Annotated in this window: 16 protein-coding genes and 1 pseudogene; 11 read left to right on the plus strand and 6 right to left on the minus strand. The window is 71.1% G+C overall.

Annotated features, from left to right (window positions below):
- Positions 1-124 precede the first annotated feature (124 nt).
- From ACFWV8_RS03175 to eda, 5 genes are all read left to right on the plus strand, one after another.
- Positions 125-2,236 carry a hydantoinase/oxoprolinase family protein gene (locus ACFWV8_RS03175; RefSeq protein WP_384197475.1) on the plus strand — a complete coding sequence of 704 codons (2,112 nt, stop codon included), beginning with the start codon at positions 125-127 and terminating at the stop codon, positions 2,234-2,236.
- Entirely contained in the window at positions 2,233-3,966 is a 1,734-nt protein-coding gene (locus ACFWV8_RS03180) for a hydantoinase B/oxoprolinase family protein (protein WP_384197477.1), read from the plus strand. The genes ACFWV8_RS03175 and ACFWV8_RS03180 overlap by 4 nt, the downstream gene beginning before the upstream one ends.
- Before the next feature lie 103 nt (positions 3,967-4,069).
- The gene (locus ACFWV8_RS03185; protein WP_384197479.1) at positions 4,070-5,440 is read left to right on the plus strand and encodes an MFS transporter; all 1,371 of its coding nucleotides are present in this window, start codon (positions 4,070-4,072) and stop codon (positions 5,438-5,440) included.
- Between the two features lie 118 nt (positions 5,441-5,558).
- Entirely contained in the window at positions 5,559-6,359 is an 801-nt protein-coding gene (yaaA, locus tag ACFWV8_RS03190) for a peroxide stress protein YaaA (RefSeq protein WP_384197480.1), read from the plus strand.
- Positions 6,360-6,446: 87 nt separating this feature from the next.
- Positions 6,447-7,061 (plus strand): bifunctional 4-hydroxy-2-oxoglutarate aldolase/2-dehydro-3-deoxy-phosphogluconate aldolase, encoded by a 615-nt coding sequence (gene eda / locus ACFWV8_RS03195; RefSeq protein ID WP_384197481.1) that lies wholly within the window; start codon positions 6,447-6,449, stop codon positions 7,059-7,061.
- Positions 7,062-7,076: 15 nt separating this feature from the next.
- Here the strand turns inward: eda and ACFWV8_RS03200 are convergent, their stop codons facing one another.
- The 5 genes from ACFWV8_RS03200 to ACFWV8_RS03220 all read right to left on the minus strand — a co-directional run bounded on the left by ACFWV8_RS03200 (position 7,077) and on the right by ACFWV8_RS03220 (position 11,896).
- Positions 7,077-7,934, minus strand: a complete 858-nt coding sequence (locus tag ACFWV8_RS03200; protein WP_384197483.1) for a GNAT family N-acetyltransferase — start codon at positions 7,932-7,934, stop codon at positions 7,077-7,079.
- A 27-nt stretch (positions 7,935-7,961) separates the two neighbouring features.
- Entirely contained in the window at positions 7,962-9,212 is a 1,251-nt protein-coding gene (locus ACFWV8_RS03205; RefSeq protein WP_384197485.1) for a bifunctional RNase H/acid phosphatase, read from the minus strand.
- A complete protein-coding gene (locus ACFWV8_RS03210; RefSeq protein ID WP_329392467.1) occupies positions 9,213-9,956 on the minus strand; it encodes a C4-type zinc ribbon domain-containing protein in 744 nt (247 codons plus the stop codon). It abuts the gene before it with no gap.
- A complete protein-coding gene (locus ACFWV8_RS03215) occupies positions 9,953-10,789 on the minus strand; it encodes a Nif3-like dinuclear metal center hexameric protein (protein ID WP_384197487.1) in 837 nt (278 codons plus the stop codon). Before ACFWV8_RS03215 ends, ACFWV8_RS03210 begins: the two co-directional genes overlap by 4 nt.
- 72 nt (positions 10,790-10,861) lie before the next feature.
- Entirely contained in the window at positions 10,862-11,896 is a 1,035-nt protein-coding gene (locus ACFWV8_RS03220; protein WP_384197489.1) for an ABC transporter substrate-binding protein, read from the minus strand.
- A gap of 182 nt (positions 11,897-12,078) precedes the next feature.
- Here ACFWV8_RS03220 and ACFWV8_RS03225 point away from each other — a divergent pair, with 182 nt between their 5' ends.
- The 6 genes from ACFWV8_RS03225 to ACFWV8_RS03250 all read left to right on the plus strand — a co-directional run bounded on the left by ACFWV8_RS03225 (position 12,079) and on the right by ACFWV8_RS03250 (position 17,374).
- On the plus strand, positions 12,079-13,332 hold the full coding sequence (locus ACFWV8_RS03225) for a hypothetical protein (RefSeq protein ID WP_384197491.1): 1,254 nt from the start codon (positions 12,079-12,081) through the stop codon (positions 13,330-13,332).
- Positions 13,333-13,448: 116 nt separating this feature from the next.
- Positions 13,449-13,628, plus strand: coding sequence for a hypothetical protein (locus ACFWV8_RS03230; protein WP_384197493.1), 180 nt, complete (start codon positions 13,449-13,451; stop codon positions 13,626-13,628).
- 251 nt (positions 13,629-13,879) lie between these two features.
- The gene (locus tag ACFWV8_RS03235) at positions 13,880-14,797 is read left to right on the plus strand and encodes an ABC transporter ATP-binding protein (protein WP_384197494.1); all 918 of its coding nucleotides are present in this window, start codon (positions 13,880-13,882) and stop codon (positions 14,795-14,797) included.
- Positions 14,797-15,522 carry an ABC transporter permease gene (locus ACFWV8_RS03240; protein WP_384197496.1) on the plus strand — a complete coding sequence of 242 codons (726 nt, stop codon included), beginning with the start codon at positions 14,797-14,799 and terminating at the stop codon, positions 15,520-15,522. The genes ACFWV8_RS03235 and ACFWV8_RS03240 overlap by 1 nt, the downstream gene beginning before the upstream one ends.
- Entirely contained in the window at positions 15,519-16,772 is a 1,254-nt protein-coding gene (locus ACFWV8_RS03245; RefSeq protein WP_384197498.1) for a sensor histidine kinase, read from the plus strand. Before ACFWV8_RS03240 ends, ACFWV8_RS03245 begins: the two co-directional genes overlap by 4 nt.
- Positions 16,769-17,374 carry a response regulator gene (locus ACFWV8_RS03250; protein ID WP_384197500.1) on the plus strand — a complete coding sequence of 202 codons (606 nt, stop codon included), beginning with the start codon at positions 16,769-16,771 and terminating at the stop codon, positions 17,372-17,374. The genes ACFWV8_RS03245 and ACFWV8_RS03250 overlap by 4 nt, the downstream gene beginning before the upstream one ends.
- A gap of 42 nt (positions 17,375-17,416) precedes the next feature.
- Here ACFWV8_RS03250 and ACFWV8_RS03255 read toward each other — a convergent pair.
- Positions 17,417-18,884, minus strand: a pseudogene (locus ACFWV8_RS03255) (MFS transporter).
- Positions 18,885-19,051 lie beyond the last annotated feature (167 nt).

A 19,051-nucleotide genomic window follows, 5' to 3' on the forward strand; every position in this document is an offset into this window, starting at 1 on the left:
TCGATTTCCCGTAGGTAAAAGATCCTAGCTATCCATTGCTGAGATCTCACCGCCTCCTTATGGTCGACCCATCCCGCCCGCGAGGCGTCCGCGACACCCCCAGGCCGACTCGAAGGAGCGACACGTGTCAGGAGCAACCAGGACCGATCACGACGGAGGGTGGCGCATCGGCGCCGACATCGGCGGCACCTTCACCGATATCATCGCCCTCGGCCCTGACGGCCGCGTCGTGCCTGTCAAGGTTCTTTCCACGCCCCCCGACTTCGGCACCGGAGTCCTCACCGGCACAACTTCCGCTCTGTCCGACGCCGGTGCCGGGGCCCATCAGGTCCGCGGCATGCTGCACGCGACGACCGTGGCCACCAACGCCATCCTGGAAATGCGTGGTGCCCGCACCGCGCTGGTCACCACCAAAGGCTTCAGGGACGTCCTCGAACTCGGTCGGTTGCGCCGTCCTCTTCTGTATGACCTGTCGTGGCAGAAGCCAGTACCCCTGGCGCCGCGACGCCATCGGTACGAGCTGGACCAACGGATCACCGCGACGGGTCTGCTCAAGCCCGCTGCCGACAGCGCTGAATTGGCCGACCTCGCCGACCGGATCCGCACCGCGGGTATCGAAGCCGTCGCCGTCTGTCTGATCAACTCCCACGTCCGGCCCGACGAAGAGCGTCGCGTCACGGCAGAGCTACGCTCGCTGCTTCCCGGTGTCTTCGTCACCGCGTCCGTCGACATCTCCCCGCAGACGCAGGAGTTCGAGCGCACCAGCACGGCCGTCGTGAACAGCTACGTCGGACCGCAGGTACGCGACTACGTCACAGCACTGAGCGACGGACTGTGTGACCAAGGCATCACAGCCCCATTGATGATCATGCAGTCCAGTGGCGGACTCCTCGACGCGACGTCTGTGGTCGAGCGCCCGGTCCAGATCATCGAATCCGGTCCTGCCGCCGGCGTCATCGCCGTCCAAAAGCTCGCCCAACTGATGAACCTCAGCTCCGTCGTAGCTTTCGACATGGGTGGGACCACGGCCAAGGCCTCCCTCATCGAGAACGGCGAGCCTTTCGTCGCCGCCGACTACGAGGTCGGCGGAGGCATGAACCTCACCCGCAGCATGGGCAGAGGCGCCGGTTACACCGTACGGGTGCCCTCGATCGACATCGCCGAAGTCGGGGCAGGCGGCGGCAGCATCATCTCCACCGACGCCGCCGGATCTCTGCGGGTCGGCCCCGAAAGCGCCGGCTCCCGTCCCGGACCCGCCTGCTACGGCAACGGAGGCGACGACGCCACTCTCACGGACGCCAACGTCGTCCTGGGCTACCTGAGCCCCCAGGCTCTGGCCGGCGGGCGGGTCACCATCCGGCCCGACCTCGCGGAGAAGGCCCTCGGAACAGTGGCCCAAGAGCTTGGCGTCGACATCCCTTCCGCCGCCCGCGGCGCATACGAAGTCGCCGTCTCCAACATGACCAAGGCAGTCAAGGCCGTCACCAGCGAACGAGGCCGCGACCCCCGCGACGCCGTCATGGTGGCCTTCGGCGGAGCGGGCCCTCTCTACGGCGCGGCCCTGGCCAAGGAACTTGGCATCGCCACCGTCATCGTCCCCGTGCACACCGGGCTGTTCAGCAGTCTCGGCCTCCTCGTGGCCGACACCGAGCGCCAGTTGGTCGTGCCCCACCGCCCCGAGCTCGACCAACTGGAAGCGCTCACCACCGAATTCGAGCGCATGGCCGAGGACGTGACCAGTGCACTGCTGGATGCCGTGCCGAATGCCGAACCAGAGGTGCGGCGGGTACTCGACATGCGCTACCGGGGCCAGCGCTTCGAGCTCCCGATCACCTTGCCCAACCGCACGCTCACACCCGCGTTCATGAGCGCGGCACGCCGGCAGTTCCACGCCGAGCACCGCCGCACCTACGGCCGCTCAGGCAGGGACGAACTCGTCGAGATCGTCAATATCCGCGTCCGCGGACGGGTGCGTAACCCGGTATCCATCGATCACGCCCTCCACCTGCCCTCGGCGGAGCATGAACCTGCCACCTCCCGTGCCTGTCGGTTCGACCAGGACGCGATGACCCAGGTCATCGCCCGCACCGACGTGGCCGCGCACCCTGTGCCCGGTCCGCTGGTCATCGCGGACATGGACTCCACCACCCTCGTGCCGCCCGGAGCCACCGCGCATCTCGACAGCCTCAACAACATCGTCATCAGTTGGACCACGCCCGCGAAGGAATCATCATGAGCCCGCGCCCCATCCGCGACGCAGCCACGTTCGAGGTGTTCCGCAACGCCGTGTCGGGGCTCGCCGATGAAATGGCGATCACCATCCTGCGCACCGCGCACTCCCAGATCGTCGCCTCCAGCATGGACTTCTCGGCCGCGCTGTGCGACGCCTCCGGACGCGTGATCGCGCAGGCCAACACCTGTCCCGTGCACCTTGGCTCCATTCCCGAAGCCATGGGCGCCACCCTCGACGCCTTCGGCGACCGCATCGGCCCCGGCGACGTGTACCTCCTCAACGATCCGGACCTGGGCGGCATGCACCTGCCCGACATCTTCGCCATCGCCCCCGTCTTCACGGACCACGAAGATCTCATCGGCTTCGCCGTCACCGTCGTCAACCACGCGGATGTGGGCGGATGGGCCGCCGGATCAATGGCCGTGCAGTCCACGAGCATCTTCGCCGAAGGCGTCCAGATCCCACCGTCCCGACTTGTCGAAGCCGGCACGCTCAACGAGACGTTCCTCGCCCTGATCCTGCGCAACGTACGCGAACCCGCCCTCCTGCAGGGCGACCTCGAAGCGCAGCTCGCAGCCTGCCACGCCGGCGGTGAAGGCCTGAAGGACCTTGCCGAGCGCCACGGCCAGGACGGACTGGCGGCCCTGAACGATGAGCTCCTGAACTACTCGGAGACCCTGCTGCGAGCCGCGCTCGCGGAAGCACCCGACGGCACCTACACGTACGAGGACCACATCGACGACGACGGATTGGGATCGCCGCCCATCCCCTTCCGAGTCGCCGTCACCATCACGGGCCACGCCCTGCACATGGACTTCACCGGATCCTCGCCGCAGGTTGCCTCGGCGTTGAACGCCACCGCCTCCTTCACCAAGTCCGCCTCGTACGCGGCCATCCAGGGCGCCCTGGGATCCGACATCCCGGCCAACAACGGTTTCTACCGCCCCATCACGTTCACGATTCCCCCGGCGTCCATTCTCAACGGCCGCCGGCCCTCCGCGCGCGGCGCGCGCGGCCTGGTCGCCTACCGCATCATCGACACCGTCCTGGGGGCACTGGCCCCCGTCTTCCCCCACCGAGTGCCTGCCGCAGGCGACGGCGGGCCCAACTCCGTCGCCATCGGGGTCACCGAGGCGGACGGGTCCAGCACCGTACTGTGGGACATCCTGTGCGGAGCATGGGGTGCCAGGCCCGACCGGGACGGCGTCGACGGCATCAGTCCACTGGGTGCCAACCTCGCCAACACCCCCGTCGAAGAGCTCGAACACTCCGGTCACCTGCGCATCGACGGTTACGGCTATCTCCCGGACACCGGCGGCCCCGGACGGTGGCGCGGCGGTCTGTCGACCTTCCGCGACATGACAATCCTCCACCCCGAGGCATCGGTCCAAATCCGCTCCGACCGACGCACCCACCTGCCCTACGGCCTTCAAGGAGGCCGTCAGGGCACCCCGTCGTCCAACACTCTCCACGACGGAACGGCCCGGCGACAGCTACTGCCTTCCAAGGTCATCCGGACCTTCGCCGCCGGCGACCGCCACCGTCAGGTCACCGCTGGAGGAGGAGGCCACGGGGACCCCTGTACCCGTGACGCCACCCGGGTCCTGGAGGACGTACTCGACGAGAAGGTGACGGTTGCCGGCGCAGCCCGGGACTACGGCGTGGTCATCACCCCCGACGGCTCCGTCGACACCACCGCCACACACAAGCTCCGAACCGCTCGGCGCCGTTAGGGCCTGTCGTTCGGATCAGGCCTGATCCGAACGACAGACCCCAGGCGCACAACACCCCGCCACGCCGCTCACAGGATCACCCCAACCCACAGAGAGGTCCGCAATGGCCGAGGTCACCGTCCCCGCCCTCACCGACCGCGCGATGCGCCGCCTTTGGCGCAAGGTGGGCGCACGCATCATCCCGCTCATCGGGATCGCCTACGTGATGAGCTACATCGACCGCGCGAACCTCGGCTACATGGCCGAGTCGCTGAGGCAGGACCTCAACATCACCGCCGCCCAGATCGGCCTGGCCTCGGGACTGTTCTTCATCGGATACGTTCTCGTCGAAGTGCCCAGCAATATGATGCTGCGCCGCTTCGGAGCCCGACGATGGATCACCCGCATCCTTGTCACCTGGGGTGCCGTCACCGTCGCGACAGCCGCCGTCCAGAATGTCGGACAGCTCTACGCCATGCGGATCCTGCTCGGCTTCGCCGAAGCAGGACTGGCCGCGGGAATCCTGCTGTACATGACCTTCTGGTTCCCCCGCAGACAACGGGCCTGGGCCATGTCCGCGTTCTTCATGATGATCCCGCTCTCCGGCATCATCGGCTCACCCCTGGCAGCGGCTCTTCTGTCCTGGGGACAAGCCCTCACAGGCCTTGCCGGCTGGCGCTCCCTCTTCCTCGTCGAAGGCGGCCTCACCGTCCTGGCCGGCATCCTCATCTTCACCCTGTTGCCCGACCGCCCCAAGGACGCGAAGTGGCTGACCCCGGCGGAGAAGGAAGCTGTCGAGCTCCGGATCGCGCAGGAGGCCGCTAACCATGAAGCCCATGGCGCGCTGACCGGGATACGGCAGTCACTCACCAGCGGCCGGGTCTGGGCACTCGCCCTCGCCTTCTTCGCGGTGGTCTTCGGTCTCTACCCCATCGCCTTTTTCCTGCCCACGATGATCTCCACCCTCACCGGCAGCATCTCGGGCGCGTCCAACGTCAGCAGCGTGCTGCTGGCCGGCATCCCGTCGGCCATCGCCATCATCGCCATGCTGGCGTGGCCCAAGGTGGCGTCACGCAAGTCCGTCGTATTCTCCACCGCCGTGCCCATGGCCTTCGGGGTCCTCGGCCTGCTGCTGGCCACCTTCACACGTAACAACGTGCTGTTCATCATGGCCTTCTGCCTCAGCGTCTCCGGCATCTACACCGCCATGCCACAGTTCTGGCGGCTGCCCCCTCTGTGCCTGACGGGTGCCGCAGCGGCTTCAGGCATCGCGCTGATCAATTCAGTCAGCAATCTCAGTGGTTTCATCGGCCCCTACCTCACAGGCGCCATAGCAACCGCCACCGGCAGCTATACCTACGCACTGCTCACCATCGCCGCCATCATGACGGCGGGACTGGCGATCCTCCTCACTGCCGGCCGCAGGGCAGAGCAAGCTGCGGGGGAGCAGCGGGAAGAGGACCCTCAGCTTCTGGCCGAGGGGAAGATCGCATGACGGGACCACGCGACAGTGCCCTCGTCGTGGGCGAAGCCCGCCCTCTCCGCCGTACCGCTTAACCTGGCGGAACGGGGGGCCGCATCCCCCGTTCCGTACGTCCTTGAGGAGAACCACCGTGCTCGTGCTGTTGCCGCCGTCGGAAGGCAAGGCCGCGTCCGGCCGCGGGGCTCCGCTGAAGCCGGAGTCACTGTCACTGCCCGCCCTGGCCGAGGCACGCGCGGCCGTACTGGACGAGCTGGTGGAGCTGTGCGCCGCCGACGAGGAGAAGGCCGCCGAGGTCCTGGGCCTGAGCGAGGGGCTGCGCGGCGAGATCGCGAAGAACGTGGAGCTGCGGACCGCGGGGGCGCGGCCGGCCGGGGACATCTACACCGGGGTGCTGTACGACGCGCTCGGCCTCGCCACGCTGGACACCGCCGCGCGACGGCGGGCCGGGAAGTCGCTGCTGGTCTTCTCCGGGCTGTGGGGAGCGGTGCGGATCGGCGACCGGATCCCGTCGTACCGCTGCTCGATGGGCGTACGCCTGCCGGGCGTCGGGGCGCTGAGCACGCACTGGCGCAAGGCGATGGCGCCGGTGCTGCCCGAGGCCGCGGGCGCCGGGCTCGTACTGGACCTGCGCTCGTCGTCGTACGCGCCGGCCTGGAAGCCGGTGGGCGAGGTCGCCGCCCGTACGGCGACGGTGCGCGTCCTGCACGCGCAGGTCGTGGACGGTGTCGAGAAGCGGTCGGTGGTCAGCCACTTCAACAAGGCGACGAAGGGGCGGCTCGTCCGGGACCTGCTCATGGCGGGTGCCGGGCCGCGGAAACCCGCCCAACTGGTGGAGACGCTGCGCGAGTTGGGGTATGTGGTGGAGGTCGCCGAGCCGGGTGGGGCGGGGCGGCCGTGGGCGCTGGACGTGGTGGTGACGGAGATCCACTGAGGGCTCCCGCCGGGCTGGCACCAGGCCCCGTTGCACAGGACGCAACGCTCGTTGCGGGGAGCGTGGGCGGCGCGGCAGGATGGCCGTATGACCTCCGTGCTCGACCTCGCCCCCGTTGTCCCTGTCGTCGTCGTGGACGATCCCGCCGATGCCGTGCCCCTGGCCCGCGCCCTTGTGGCCGGCGGCCTGCCCGTGATCGAGGTGACCCTGCGCACCCCGGTCGCACTGGAGGCGATCCGGGCGATCGCGGCACTGGTGCCGGAGGCGGTGGTGGGCGCGGGGACGGTCATCACGCCGGAGTCGGTGACGGAGTCGGTGACGGCCGGGGCGCGCTTCCTGGTCAGCCCGGGATGGACCGGGAGCCTGCTCGACGCGATGCTGGCGTCCGGGGTGCCGTTCCTGCCGGGTGTCTCGACGGCGTCGGAGGTCGTGGCGCTGCTGGAGCGCGGCGTGACGGAGATGAAGTTCTTCCCGGCGGAGGCGGCGGGCGGCACGGCGTACCTCAAGTCCCTGTGGGGCCCGCTGCCCCAGGCCCGGTTCTGCCCGACGGGCGGGATCTCCCTGGCGTCGGCGGAGTCCTATCTGGCGCTGCCCAACGTGGCCTGTGTGGGCGGCACTTGGATGCTGCCGCCCGACGCGCTCAGGGAGAAGGACTGGCCCCGGGTGGAGAAACTGGCCCGCGAGGCGGCGGCGCTGCGCTGACGCGGGACGCCCTGCTCAGGCGGGCGTCCGCCGATCGAACGTCAGAACCTGACTGTCCACCAGGGGCCGGTAACCCAGCCGCCGGTAGAGCGCGTTGCTCGTCGGATTCGCCAAGTCCGCGTAGAGCAGCACCTGTTCGGCCCCCGCGTCCAGGGCCGCCTGACTGACCGCGGCCGTGACCGCGCCCCCGTAACCCCGGCCCCGGAGCGCGAGCGGTGTGTAGACGGGCGCCGCTCGTGCCTGGCCCGCGAGGATCGGGGTGACCGAGGCCATCGCCACCGGTGCGCCCGCGACGTCCCACACCCACAGCCGGCCGGCCACGACGCGCTCCGCCGTGGCCTGTCTGTAGTCCCCGTCCGCCCTGACCGGCTGGCCGGTGTCTGTCGCGAAAGCGCTCATCCACTCGGCGAGGAGCGACAGGTCGGCGGCGGTCGCGAGCCGTGCGCGGCCGGCGGGTGCGGGGTCCGGCGGGGTCAGCTCGCCCAGGCGGAACAGCCGTACCCGGTGCGAGACCCGCCAGCCGCCGGGGCGCCCGGTCCACTCGGCGGCGAACGCCCGTACACATGCCTCCTCACCCTGTACGGAGCTCAACGACGGGTCCACGGCGCGCAGTACGGGTACGAGTTCGCGCGCCGCCCGGTCCGGCATCGGGCCGAGCAGCGGGCGCAGCGGCGGTGTCTGGAGGAAGGCGGCGGAGACCGGCGCGTCCTCGCCCGCCCGCCAGTAGCCGAACCGCGCGGGCGCCCCGGCCCCGTTCGTGCGCAGCGACTCGCTGATCGTCAGCAGCAGCGTCGAGCGGGCGGGGTCCAGTGCGAGGCAGGGGGCCGCCGCCGTACGGAACTCCCCGGCGTCGTCGGTCAGTTGCCAGGCCATACCGAGCCCCTCCCCGCCCGCGACCGCTCAGCGCAGATGCGACGTGTCGTTCAGCAGGCGCAGCGACGCGTTGCCGTCCGCGTAGTAGGCGACCGCCGACAGCGACGCCGCCGAGAGCTCCATCCGGAACAGGGACTCGGGCGGTGCTCCCAGCGCCAGTCTGACCAGGGTCTTCACCGGCGTCACATGCGTGACGACCAGCACCGTACGTCCCACGTACCGCGCGATCAGCGCGTCGCGCGTCGCGGCGACCCGCGCCGCGACCGCGTTGAAGCTCTCGCCGCCGCCGGTCGGCGCCACGTCGGGCGAGGCCAGCCAGGCGCCGAGATCGTCCGCGTACCGCTCCCTGACCTCGGCGAACGTCAGCCCCTCCCAGGCGCCGAAGTCCGTCTCGCGCAGCCCGTCCTCGACCCGTACCTCCAGACCGAGCCTGGTGGCGACGGCGCCGGCGGTCTCGCGGCAGCGCAGCAGCGGCGAGGAGACGACGGCCTGGATCGTGCCGCGCGCGGCGAGCGCCGCCGCTACGGCGTCGGCCTGCCTGCGGCCGACCGCCGACAGCTCCGGGTCGCCTCCCCCGCTGCCCGAGAAGCGCTTCTCGGGGGTGAGCAGCGTCTCGCCGTGCCTCAGCAACACGAAGGTCGCGGGGGTGCCCAGGTCGGCCGGGCCCCACCCGACGGACGGGGCTGCCTGCTCGGGGACGCCGACGGTGAGTTCGTACGAGGCGGCCAGCGCCGCGCGCGCCTTCGCCGCGCCGGCCGCCGCGTCCCCCGGCGGTCCGTCGGGGGCGGGCGCGACGGCCGAGCGCGTGGACTTACGCCGCGCTCCCGCGCCCAGCTCGGCGTTCGACGCCGACGGCTCCCACTGCTTGCCCTTCTTGCCCGCGTCCATCGCCTCGTTGGCGAGCCGGTCGGCGTGCTTGTTCTTCTCGCGCGGGATCCACTCGAAGCGGACCTGCCCCGTGGGATAGATCCGCGACGCCTCGGCGGCCAGCGGCTTCATGTCGGGATGCTTGATCTTCCAGCGGCCCGACATCTGCTCCACGACGAGCTTGGAGTCCATCCGGACCCGCACGTCGGCGGCCGGGTCGAGTGCCTTCGCCGCCTTCAGCCCGGCGATCAGGCCCTTGTACTCGGCGACGTTGTTCGTGGCGACGCCGATGTACTCGGCGGCCTCGGCGAGCGTCTCACCGGTCACCGCGTCGAGCACGACGGCCCCGTAGCCCGCAGGGCCGGGGTTGCCCCGTGACCCGCCGTCCGCCTCGACGACGAAGGTCGGCATCTACAGACCCGATTCGGACGTACGGACAAGGATGCGGCGGCAGTTCTCGCACCGCAGGACGGTGCTGGGGCTCGCCGCCTTGACCTCGTTGACCTCGGTGATGTTGAGCTCCAGCCGGCAGCCCTCGCAGCGGCGCTGGTAGAGGCGGGCCGCGCCGACGCCGCCCTGCTGCACCCGCAGCTTCTCGTACAGCTTGAGCAGGTCGGCGGGGATCGTCGCCGACACCGTCTCGCGCTCCTTGGCCGCCGTCGCCCCCTCGGCGTCGAGCTTCTCGGCGGCGGCGTCCCGGCGCGTGACGGCGTCGTCCGTCTTGGCCTGGACGGACGAGACACGCCCTGTCAGCTCGGCGGCCCGCTCCTGCGCGGCCTCGCGGCGCTCCATGACCTCAAGGACGACGTCCTCCAGGTCACCCTGGCGCTTGGCGAGCGAGACGATCTCGCGCTGGAGGCTTTCGAGGTCCTTGGGCGAGGTGACGGCGCCCGAGTCGAGCCGCTGCTGGTCGCGTACGGCGCGCTGGCGGACCTGGTCGACGTCCTGCTCCGCCTTCGTCTGCTCGCGCGCGGTGTCGCTCTCCTCGGTCTGCGAGGCGACCAGCAGGTCGCGCAGCTGGGTGAGGTCCTTGTTCAGCGACTCGATCTCGGCGTGCTCGGGCAGCGAGTCGCGCCGGTGGGCGATCTGCTGGAGTCGCAGATCGAGAGCCTGGACGTCGAGGAGTCGGATCTGGTCGGCGGGTTCGGCGTTCAGTTGGGGGCTCCTGAGGAATGGTGGGAGGACCAGGGGTCGGTGACCGTCTTCGAGACATGGACCCGCAGGTCCCAGTCGTGACGGTCGGAGATCTCGTCGAGCTGGGTGGCCGCCAGCTCGCACCAGGGCCACTCGGTGGCCCAGTGCGCGGCGTCGACCAGCCCCAGCGGTGAGCGCTGCGTGGCCTCGGAGACCGGGTGGTGGCGCAGGTCGGCGGTGAGGAAGACATCCACTCCCGCCGCCCGCACGTGGTCGAAGAGGCTGTCGCCCGATCCGCCGCTGACAGCGGCGGTGCTGACGAGGGCGTCGGGATCGCCGGCCACGCGGATGCCCTGCGCGGTGGCGGGCAGCCGGTGCGCGGCGCGCGCGGCGAAGTCGCGAAGGGTGGCGGGGCGGTCGAGTTCGCAGATCCGGCCGAGCCCGCGGCGGCCCGCGGGGTCGGTCGGGTCGGGTACGAGGGGGCCCACGACGCGCAGGCCGAGCGCGCCGGCGAGGGCGTCGGAGACTCCCGGATCGGCGCTGTCGGCGTTGGTGTGCGCGACGTGCAGCGCGATGTCGTGCTTGATGAGTGTGTGCACGACGCGGCCCTTGAAGGTGCCCGCGGCGACGGTCGTCGTCCCGCGGAGATAGAGCGGGTGGTGGGTGAGGATCAGGTCGGCGCCGAGTTCCAGGGCCTCGTCCACGACGGACTGGACGGGGTCGACCGCGATCAGGACCCGGGTCACGGGGGCGTCGGGATCGCCGCAGACGGTGCCGACGGCGTCCCACTGTTCGGCCCGCTCGGGCGGCCAGAGGGCGTCGAGCTGGGCGAGGACTTCGGACAGGCGGGGCACGGGGCACAGGCTACCTGCCAGGCATGGTGCCGCGACCATGGCCGGGGAGGCTTCCCCGGCCACGGCCGGACGTCACTCGGCCAGGAAGCCGCGCAGATCGTCCAGTACCAGGCCGGCGGCGGTGGCTCCGAGGCCCAGGTACCACGTCTCGTCGGGTACGTCCGAAGCCTGGCCCGACTTCACGGCCTTGAGGTTCTTCCAGAGCGGGTTGGCGCGCGCGGTGTCCCGGTTGGTGGCCTTGGCGTCGCCGTACACACCGGTGAAGATCCAGTCGGCGTCCGCCTCGTCGATCTTCTCGGGGCTGACCTCGACGGCGAGATCGTTGATCCGCTGGTTCGCGGGCCGCGGCACACCGAGGTCGTCGAGGATGGTGCCGATGAAGGACGCCTTGGCGTACAGGCGGATCTTGCCCGGCATGTACCGCACCATCGAGACGGTCGGCTTGTCGGCGCCGATGTCGGTGGAGAGGGCCTTGACCTTCGCGTCGTACGCGTCGAGCGCCTTATCGGCCGCCGCGCTCCGGTCGAGCGCCGCCGCGTTGAGCCGGAAGTTCTCCTTCCAGGTGAAGCCGGGGCGGATGGAGAACACGGTGGGGGCGATCGCCGACAGCTCGTCGTACTTGTCGGCCGCGCGCAGCTGGCTGCCGAGGATCAGGTCGGGCTTGAGTGCCGCTATCGCCTCCAGGTTGAGGCCGTTGATGGTGCCGACGCTCTTCGGGCTGCCCGCGCCCTTCTCCAGGTAGGACGGTATGGCCACGTCGCCCTCGGTGGGCGCGTAGCCGACGGGTTCGACGCCGAGGGAGACGACGTTGTCGAACTCGCCGACATCGAGCACGATGACGCGCTCGGGACGGGCCTTCACGACGGTCTTGCCCATGGCGTGGGTGACGGTACGGGGGAACTCGCCCGGCTTGGCGTCGGTGCCGTAGCCCGCGGTCTTCGTCGCCGCTTCGGCGAAGTCCTCGCCGCCCTGGGCGACGGCCTTCTTGTCCGCACCGGCGGCGGGCGGCGCGGACTCCTCCGACCCTCCGTCGCTCCCGCAGGCCGCGAGGGAGAAGGCGGCGGCCAGGGCCACGAGTGCGGCTGTGCCGCGGCGTCGAACGGACATCTGCGCTCCAAAGTTTCTTACTTAGGGATGCCTTACCTTATGCATGCCCTCGCCGCTCAGCACAAGCACCCCCTCCCGCTCAGCCGAACCGTTGACCGGCCACCCTTATGTGTGAAGCGGGTTGTCCCGTGTTGTTCGGCAGCGAGTGCGAACCTAGCGTCGTCGCCGGAGGTGACTGAGCGATGACAGCCTGTGTGATGGAGAGCGTGGAGAGCGCCGCGCCGGACGGGGCCGCCCGGCGCGCGGGATTCGTGATCGCGGCGGACGGTTCCTACGCGGCTCGGCTGACCCTCGGTACGGAGGCGGGCGCCGGCCCTTCTCCGGAGGAGGGCGAGAAGGGAGACGGTGCCGGTGAGGCGTGGTTCCCGGAGCGGTGGACGCTGGACGGGCCCGAGCCGTACGCCGTACCGCTCCCGCTCGACCAGCCCGAGGAACCCGACGCCGAGGTGCTGCCGCTGACCGACGGGCGGGTGCTGATCCACCGTCAGGTGTCGGACCGGCAGGCGTTCTCGCTGCTCTATCCGACCGGGCCCGGCACGGGTGAACTGCCCCTGGGCGCCGTCGAATGCGCGCGGCTGACGCTGCTGCCGCCGTCGCCCGACGGCAGGAGCGCCTACGCGCTGGCCCCCGGTGAACACGGCACCACACTCTGGCAGGTGGCGGGCGGCGCGTTCGGCCCGGAACCGGTCACGACCGTGCGTGGCCGCTGCACGGGCGGCGTCTGGCTCGACCGTACGGGGCGGCTGCTGGCCCTCGACCGCGAACTGGACGGCGTGGTCAAGACCGTCGCCGTCGATCTGCGACGAGGCGGCGAGGTCAGCCCGTTCCTCCAGATCACGGAGGGCAGCAACGACCGGCTGCTGCTGGCCGACGCCGACAGCGGTCTGCTGCTGATCCGCTCCGACGCGCCGGGGCACGACCGGCTGGGCTGGGGCGTGCTGGGCAGCGCGCGGCCGGTGCGCTTCCCGGAGTGCCTGCGCCCGGCCGGCCGCACGGTCACCCCGTTCGCCGTACAGCCGGGGCAGGTTCTGATGCCGGAGAGCTGCGCGGTCGCGCTGCGGATCGACGGTCCGGCCGGCACGTGGGTGGGGACATGGCGGCCGTCGGGCCGACGGCTGCACCAACAGGCGGCGCCGGACGGCTGGTTGGCCGGGACGGGGCTGTGGTCGCCGGACGGGGTGCTCCAACTGCCGTACGCCACGGGCACGATGCCGTGCGGCGTGGCACGGGTGGAGGCGCCGCGCGATGTGCCCAGGGACGTACCGATGGACACCTGGCATGCCACGGCGGGGGACGAAGAACCCGAATCGATCACGGAACCCGCACAAGCGGAAGCCACGGGCGAAAATGGGTCAGCGCCCGGTCCAACTCGCCTGGCCCGCAAGCCGGTTCCCTTGCAGCAGGCACCCCTCACCGGGCGAACGGCCGCCGGGTAGGGCTGGTTAGAATTTCGCCGCGGGTCCGGTCGGCCGGTACGGGGACGGCCGGCCTCCGTGTGCCACGCAAGCGGCGGCATCAGCGCCATCAGCGATCCAACGGGGTGACTTCCCACATGTCTGAAAGCCGAACAGACACGGCCCAGAACCGTCCGCACCAGGTGGTCGGCGACCGGGACGAAACCGGCCACGGAAAACACCGGGGCGGAGCCGCCGCGACGGACGACTCCCAGTCGTCGGTCAACGGCCGCCACCGCCGCCCGGGGGACAACGGGCAGAGCGGCCACGCGTCGTAACACCACGTCTTCGAACGCCGAACGGGCCGCCCCCTGCTGGGCGGCCCGTTCGGCGTTCGAGGCGGAACCCCCGGCGGGGGCAGGACATTTGTACCGGCGGAGTCCGTACATGCGCATCTGCCGCAGGACCGCCCCCGCTCCGTAGCGTCGTCGGCATGACACAGCCCACGGCAGCGGCAACGGCAACGGCACCGATCACACGACCGGGTCCTGCGACGGCGAGCGGCCCCGGCCCCGGAACCACGCCCGCGGTGAGCGTCGAAGGAGCCGTCAAGTCCTTCGGCGCCGTACGCGCGGTGGCCGGCCTCGACCTCGACATCGCACGCGGCGAGACCCTCGCACTCCTCGGACGCAACGGCGCGGGCAAGTCCACCACCATCAACCTGCTGCTCGGCCTCGACGAGCCCGACAGCGGACGCGTCCGTCTCTTCGGCGACACCCCCGAGCGCACGGTGCGATCGGGCCGGGTCGGCGCGATGCTCCAGGACGGCGGTCCTGTCCGCCGTACGACGGTGCGCGAACTCGTCTCGTTCGTCGCGAGCACCTACCCGCACCCGCTGCCCGTCGCCGAGGCCCTCCATCTCGCCGGGCTCACCGAACTCGCGGCCCGCCGCGTCGACAAGCTCTCCGGCGGACAGTGGCAGCGCGTCCGCTTCGCCGTCGCCCTCGCGGGCAACCCCGAGCTGATCGTCCTGGACGAGCCGACGGCGGCGCTCGACGTGGAGGCCAGACGCGCGTTCTGGACCTCCATGCGGGCCTACGCCCGCCGGGGCAACACCGTCCTGTTCTCCACGCACCACATGGAGGAGGCCGACGACAACGCCGACCGGATCGTGGTCGTCGACCACGGCCGGATCGTCGCCGACGGCAGCGGTGAGCGCATCAAGCGCGCGGTCGGCGACCATCTCGTCGCCTTCGACCTGGCGGGTCGTGGCACGGAGGGACTCGGCGCGCTGCCGGGCGTCGTGTCGGTGGAGATACGGGGCGACCGGGCCCGACTCCGTACGGACAACTCCGACGCGACCGTCATGGCGCTGGTCGGGCTCGGCATGGTCAGAAACCTGGAGGTCGCCCACGCCACGCTGGAGGACGCCTTCCTGGCGCTGACGGCCACAGGGGCGACGGACCGGGCGGCGACCACAACGACGGCGACAAAGGAGACGGTGTGATGCTGGAGTACGTCAGGCTCGAAGTCCGCCGCACCCTGCGCGACCCCGGATTCGTGATCTTCAGCGCCGGAATGCCCGTGCTGATGTATCTGCTGTTCACCAACCTCGGCGGCGCCGACGAGGCCGGCGACGCCTGGAAGACGACCGCCATGGTCGGCATGGCCGCCTACGGCGCGCTCGGCGCCGCCGTCAGCGTCGGCTCCGGCATCGCCGAGGACCGTTCGCTCGGCTGGCTGCGCCAGTTGCGCATCACACCCATGCGCTCCCGCCAGGTCGTACTCGGCCGCGCGGCCACCAGCTCGGTGACCGTTCTGCCCGCGATCCTGGCGGTGCTGACGGCCGGCGCCGTGTCCAACGGCGTACGGCTCGACGCCTGGCAGTGGGCGGTCCTGGTCCTCCTCCTGTGGGCGGGCACACTGCCGTTCACGCTGCTGGGGATCGGCAACGGCTACCGCCTCTCCGCGCAGAGCGCCGGAGTGGTCAACACCGGGGCCCTGATGGGTCTGGCCGTCGTCGGCGGGCTCTGGTTCCCGATCGAGGCGTTCCCCGAATGGCTGCGGACCCTCGCCGAGTACACGCCCGCCCACGGTTTCGCCGAACTCGGCTGGGCCACCACCGACGGACACGCCCCCGCGACCGCGACAGTCGCCGTACTTCTCGGGTGGCTGGCGGCGTTCGGTTCGTACGCTGTGATGTCCTACCGCAAATCCGCGAGGACGGCATGAGCGAGAATCCGAAGAGAACACGTTGCGGGCACCCCCGGCCGCCGCGCCGGGCCTCCGGCTTCACCATGCTGCCCTGGCTGCTGCTGGGCCTCGGCTCACTCTCCAACCTGGTCCAGGGCGACACCCCGAGCCCCTGGCTCGGCGGCGCCGGTCTGCTGATCTTCAACACCCTCTACATACAGGTGGTGTTCCGGGCGTTCCACCCGATGCGGCGGCGCGGTCCCGGCACCTGGTGGCCGCTCGGGGGCATGGCCGTGATGACGTTCGGCCTCGGCGGCGCGTACGGGGGCAGCTGGCTGCTGTTCTTCCCGCTGTTCGGACTCGCCTGCGGCACCGTGCTGCGCGGCCGGGCCCTCGCCCTGGCCGGTGTGCCGCTGACGCTGGTGGTCGCGGTCGTCGCGGCGGTTCACGACGGCTGGGGCGCTATCACCATCTCGTACGCCACGATCATGTCGATGCTGGTCACGGCGGCGATCCTGGCGCTGACCGAGACGATCACGGAGCTGCGCGCCACCCGGCAGGAGCTGGCACGCTCGGCGGTCGAGGAGGAGCGGCTGCGGTTCTCGCGCGATCTGCACGACCTGCTCGGCCACACCCTGTCCGTGATCGTGGTGAAGTCGGAGGCCGCGCGCCGGCTCGCGCCGCGCGACATGGACGGGGCGCTGGCGCAGATCACCGACATCGAGTCCATCGGCCGGCAAGCGCTGACCGAGATCCGCGAGGCCGTCACCGGCTACCGCGACAGCAGCCTCTCGACCGAGCTGGACCGGGCGCGCTCCGGGCTGACCGCCGCCGGGATCGAGCCCGTCGTACGGCAGTCGGGGCCGCCGCTCGGGCCGCGTACGGAGGCGCTGCTGGGCTGGGTCGTACGGGAGGCCGTCACCAACGCCGTACGGCACAGCGGGGCGAGCCGGTGCGAGATCACGGTCGACGGCGCGCCGGAACAGGTACGGCTGGTGATCACGGACAACGGCCGCGGCGTACGCTCTGGACCGGCCGGCGACATGAACGACGGCGCGGGCGGCGACACGGCCGGCGATACACGTGGCAGGAGTACGGGCCTGAAGGGGCTCACCGAGCGGCTGGCGGTGGCGGGCGGTTCGCTCGAAGCGGGGCCCCCGGGCCCGGCGGGGCGCGGCTTCCGGGTCACGGCCGTGCTTCCGGTGGATCTCGCGGCGGACGGGCCGCCGACGGCAGCGGCAGCACCGGCGGTCTCACCTTCACCGACGGAATCGGGGCAACCGGCATGATCAGAGTCCTTCTCGCCGAGGACCAGGGCATGATGCGCGGCGCCCTCGCGCTGCTGCTCGGCATGGAGGAGGACATGGAAGTGGTCGCCCAGGTGTCCACCGGGGACACCATCGTGAGCACGGCGCTCACCACACGCCCCGACGTGGCGCTGCTCGACATCGAACTCCCCGGCCGCAGCGGTCTCGACGCCGCCGCCGACCTGCGCGACGAGGTCCCCGACTGCCGGGTGCTGATCCTCACCACCTTCGGCAGGCCCGGCTATCTGCGCCGGGCCATGGAGGCGGGGGCCGCCGGGTTCCTGGTCAAGGACGGGCCCGTGGAGGAGCTGGCCGAGTCGATCCGGCGAGTGCTCGCGGGTGAGACCGTGGTCGATCCGGCGCTGGCCGCCGCCGCGCTGAGCGCGGGGCCGAGCCCGCTGACCGCGCGCGAACGGGACGCGCTGAGCGCGTCCGTGGACGGGGCGACCGTCGCCGACATCGCCGAGAAGCTGCGGCTGTCCGAGTCGACGGTCCGCAACTATCTCTCCTCGGCGATCGGCAAGACCCACACCCGTAACCGCATGGAGGCCGTACGCGCGGCGCGCCGGCAAGGCTGGCTCTGAGCCTCTGAGCATCCGGCCCGGGTCCCGCCGCGTTACGCGCCGTTACGTGTCCGAGTGGCGCGGCAGCCAGAGGGCCATCAGCACCGCCGCGACGACCAGCAGCCCCGACGCGGTACGGAAGGCCAGCGCGTACCCCTCCGGTCAGCGCCACCGGATCCGTCCCGTGTGACGTCCGCGCCGCCGCGACCGTCGAGAGGATCGCGAGGCCGATGGCCCCGCCCATGGTCCGCGAGGTGTTCACCAGACCGGAGACGAGACCGGCCTCGCCCGGTGCCGCGCCGCCCGTGGCGAGGGCGGCGAGCGGTGTCATGGTCAGTCCGGCGCCGGCCATCATCAGGATGCCGGGACCCAGAATCGTCCTGAGGAAGGTGCCGTCGGCGGTCATCGTCGACTGCCAGCCGAATCCGATCGCGCCCACGAACGCGCCGATGACCGCGACATCGCGGGCACCGATCCGCCGCATCAGCACGGGTGCCAGCTTGGAGCCGACGACGACACTGAGCGAACTCGGTATCAGGGCGAGGCCCGCTTCGAGGGGCGTGTAGCCGAGGATGTTCTGGGCGTAGACGGTCATGAAGAACCACATCGCGAACGACGTCGAACCGCACACCAGCATCGCCGCGTTGGTCGCCGATACCGCCCGGACGCGGAAGAGCCTCAGCGGCATCAGCGGCGCCTTCGCGCGCGCCTCCACCCCCAGGAAGGCGGCGAGGAGCAGCAGTCCGCCGAGCAGCGGCACGAGCGTCCCGGCGGCTCCCCAGCCCGACTGCTCGGTCTGCACGATGCCGTAGGCGAGGACGGCGAGACCGCCGGTGACCAGGACGGCGCCCGACAGATCCAGCCGGCGCCGTGCCTCCTTCGCCCGGCTCTCCGTCAGCCACACCACGGCGGCGACCAGGACGAGCGCCCCGGCGGGCACGTTGATCAGCAGCACCCAGCGCCAGGACAGCACGTCGGTGAGGACGCCGCCGACGAGCCCGCCCGCCGCGCCACCGCCCGCACCGACGGCCGCCCAGGTGGCTATGGCCCGGGTCCGCGCCGGTCCGGCGGGGACGGCTGCGGTCAGGATGGTGAGGGTCGCGGGGGCCAGTACGGCGGCGCCGAGGCCCTGAACGGCGCGGGCGGCCAGCAGTTGCCAGCCTTCCTGCGCGAGACCGCCGGCCAGGGACGCGGCGGTGAAGACGCCGAGCCCGGCGAGGAACATCAGCTTGCGGCCGAAGAGGTCGGCGGCGCGGCCACCGAGAAGCATGAAGCCGGCGAAAGCGATCGAGTAGGCGTTGAGCACCCACTGGAGACCAGTGGTGCCGAGTCCCAGGTCGGTGCGCATCGAAGGCAGCGCGACGTTCACGACCGAGACGTCGAGTACGACGAGGAACTGCCCGGCGCACGCGGCGATGATGACGGCCCAGGTGCGGGCCGGCCGCGCGCCGTCGGTGCCGCGTCCGCGCTCTCGCTCGGCCGGGGGCTGCTGGTCGGACGCGGTTTCGGTGCCTGACGGGACATGAGACATGGCGGTAATGGTCGCAGCCCGGCCGCTCCCCTTACATCGGGATATCGGCGTACGACCACCGGCCCGCGGGACCTAGGGGGTGTCTTCAAAGTAGCGCCGTCCGCCTGCAAGGCGGGGCCCGCGGCGGCTGGTGCGTGCGATCGCAAGGCGGAGGATCGCTCTCGTAC

The sequence above is a fragment of the Streptomyces sp. NPDC058665 genome, assembly GCF_042714995.1.
Lineage (GTDB): Bacteria > Actinomycetota > Actinomycetes > Streptomycetales > Streptomycetaceae > Streptomyces.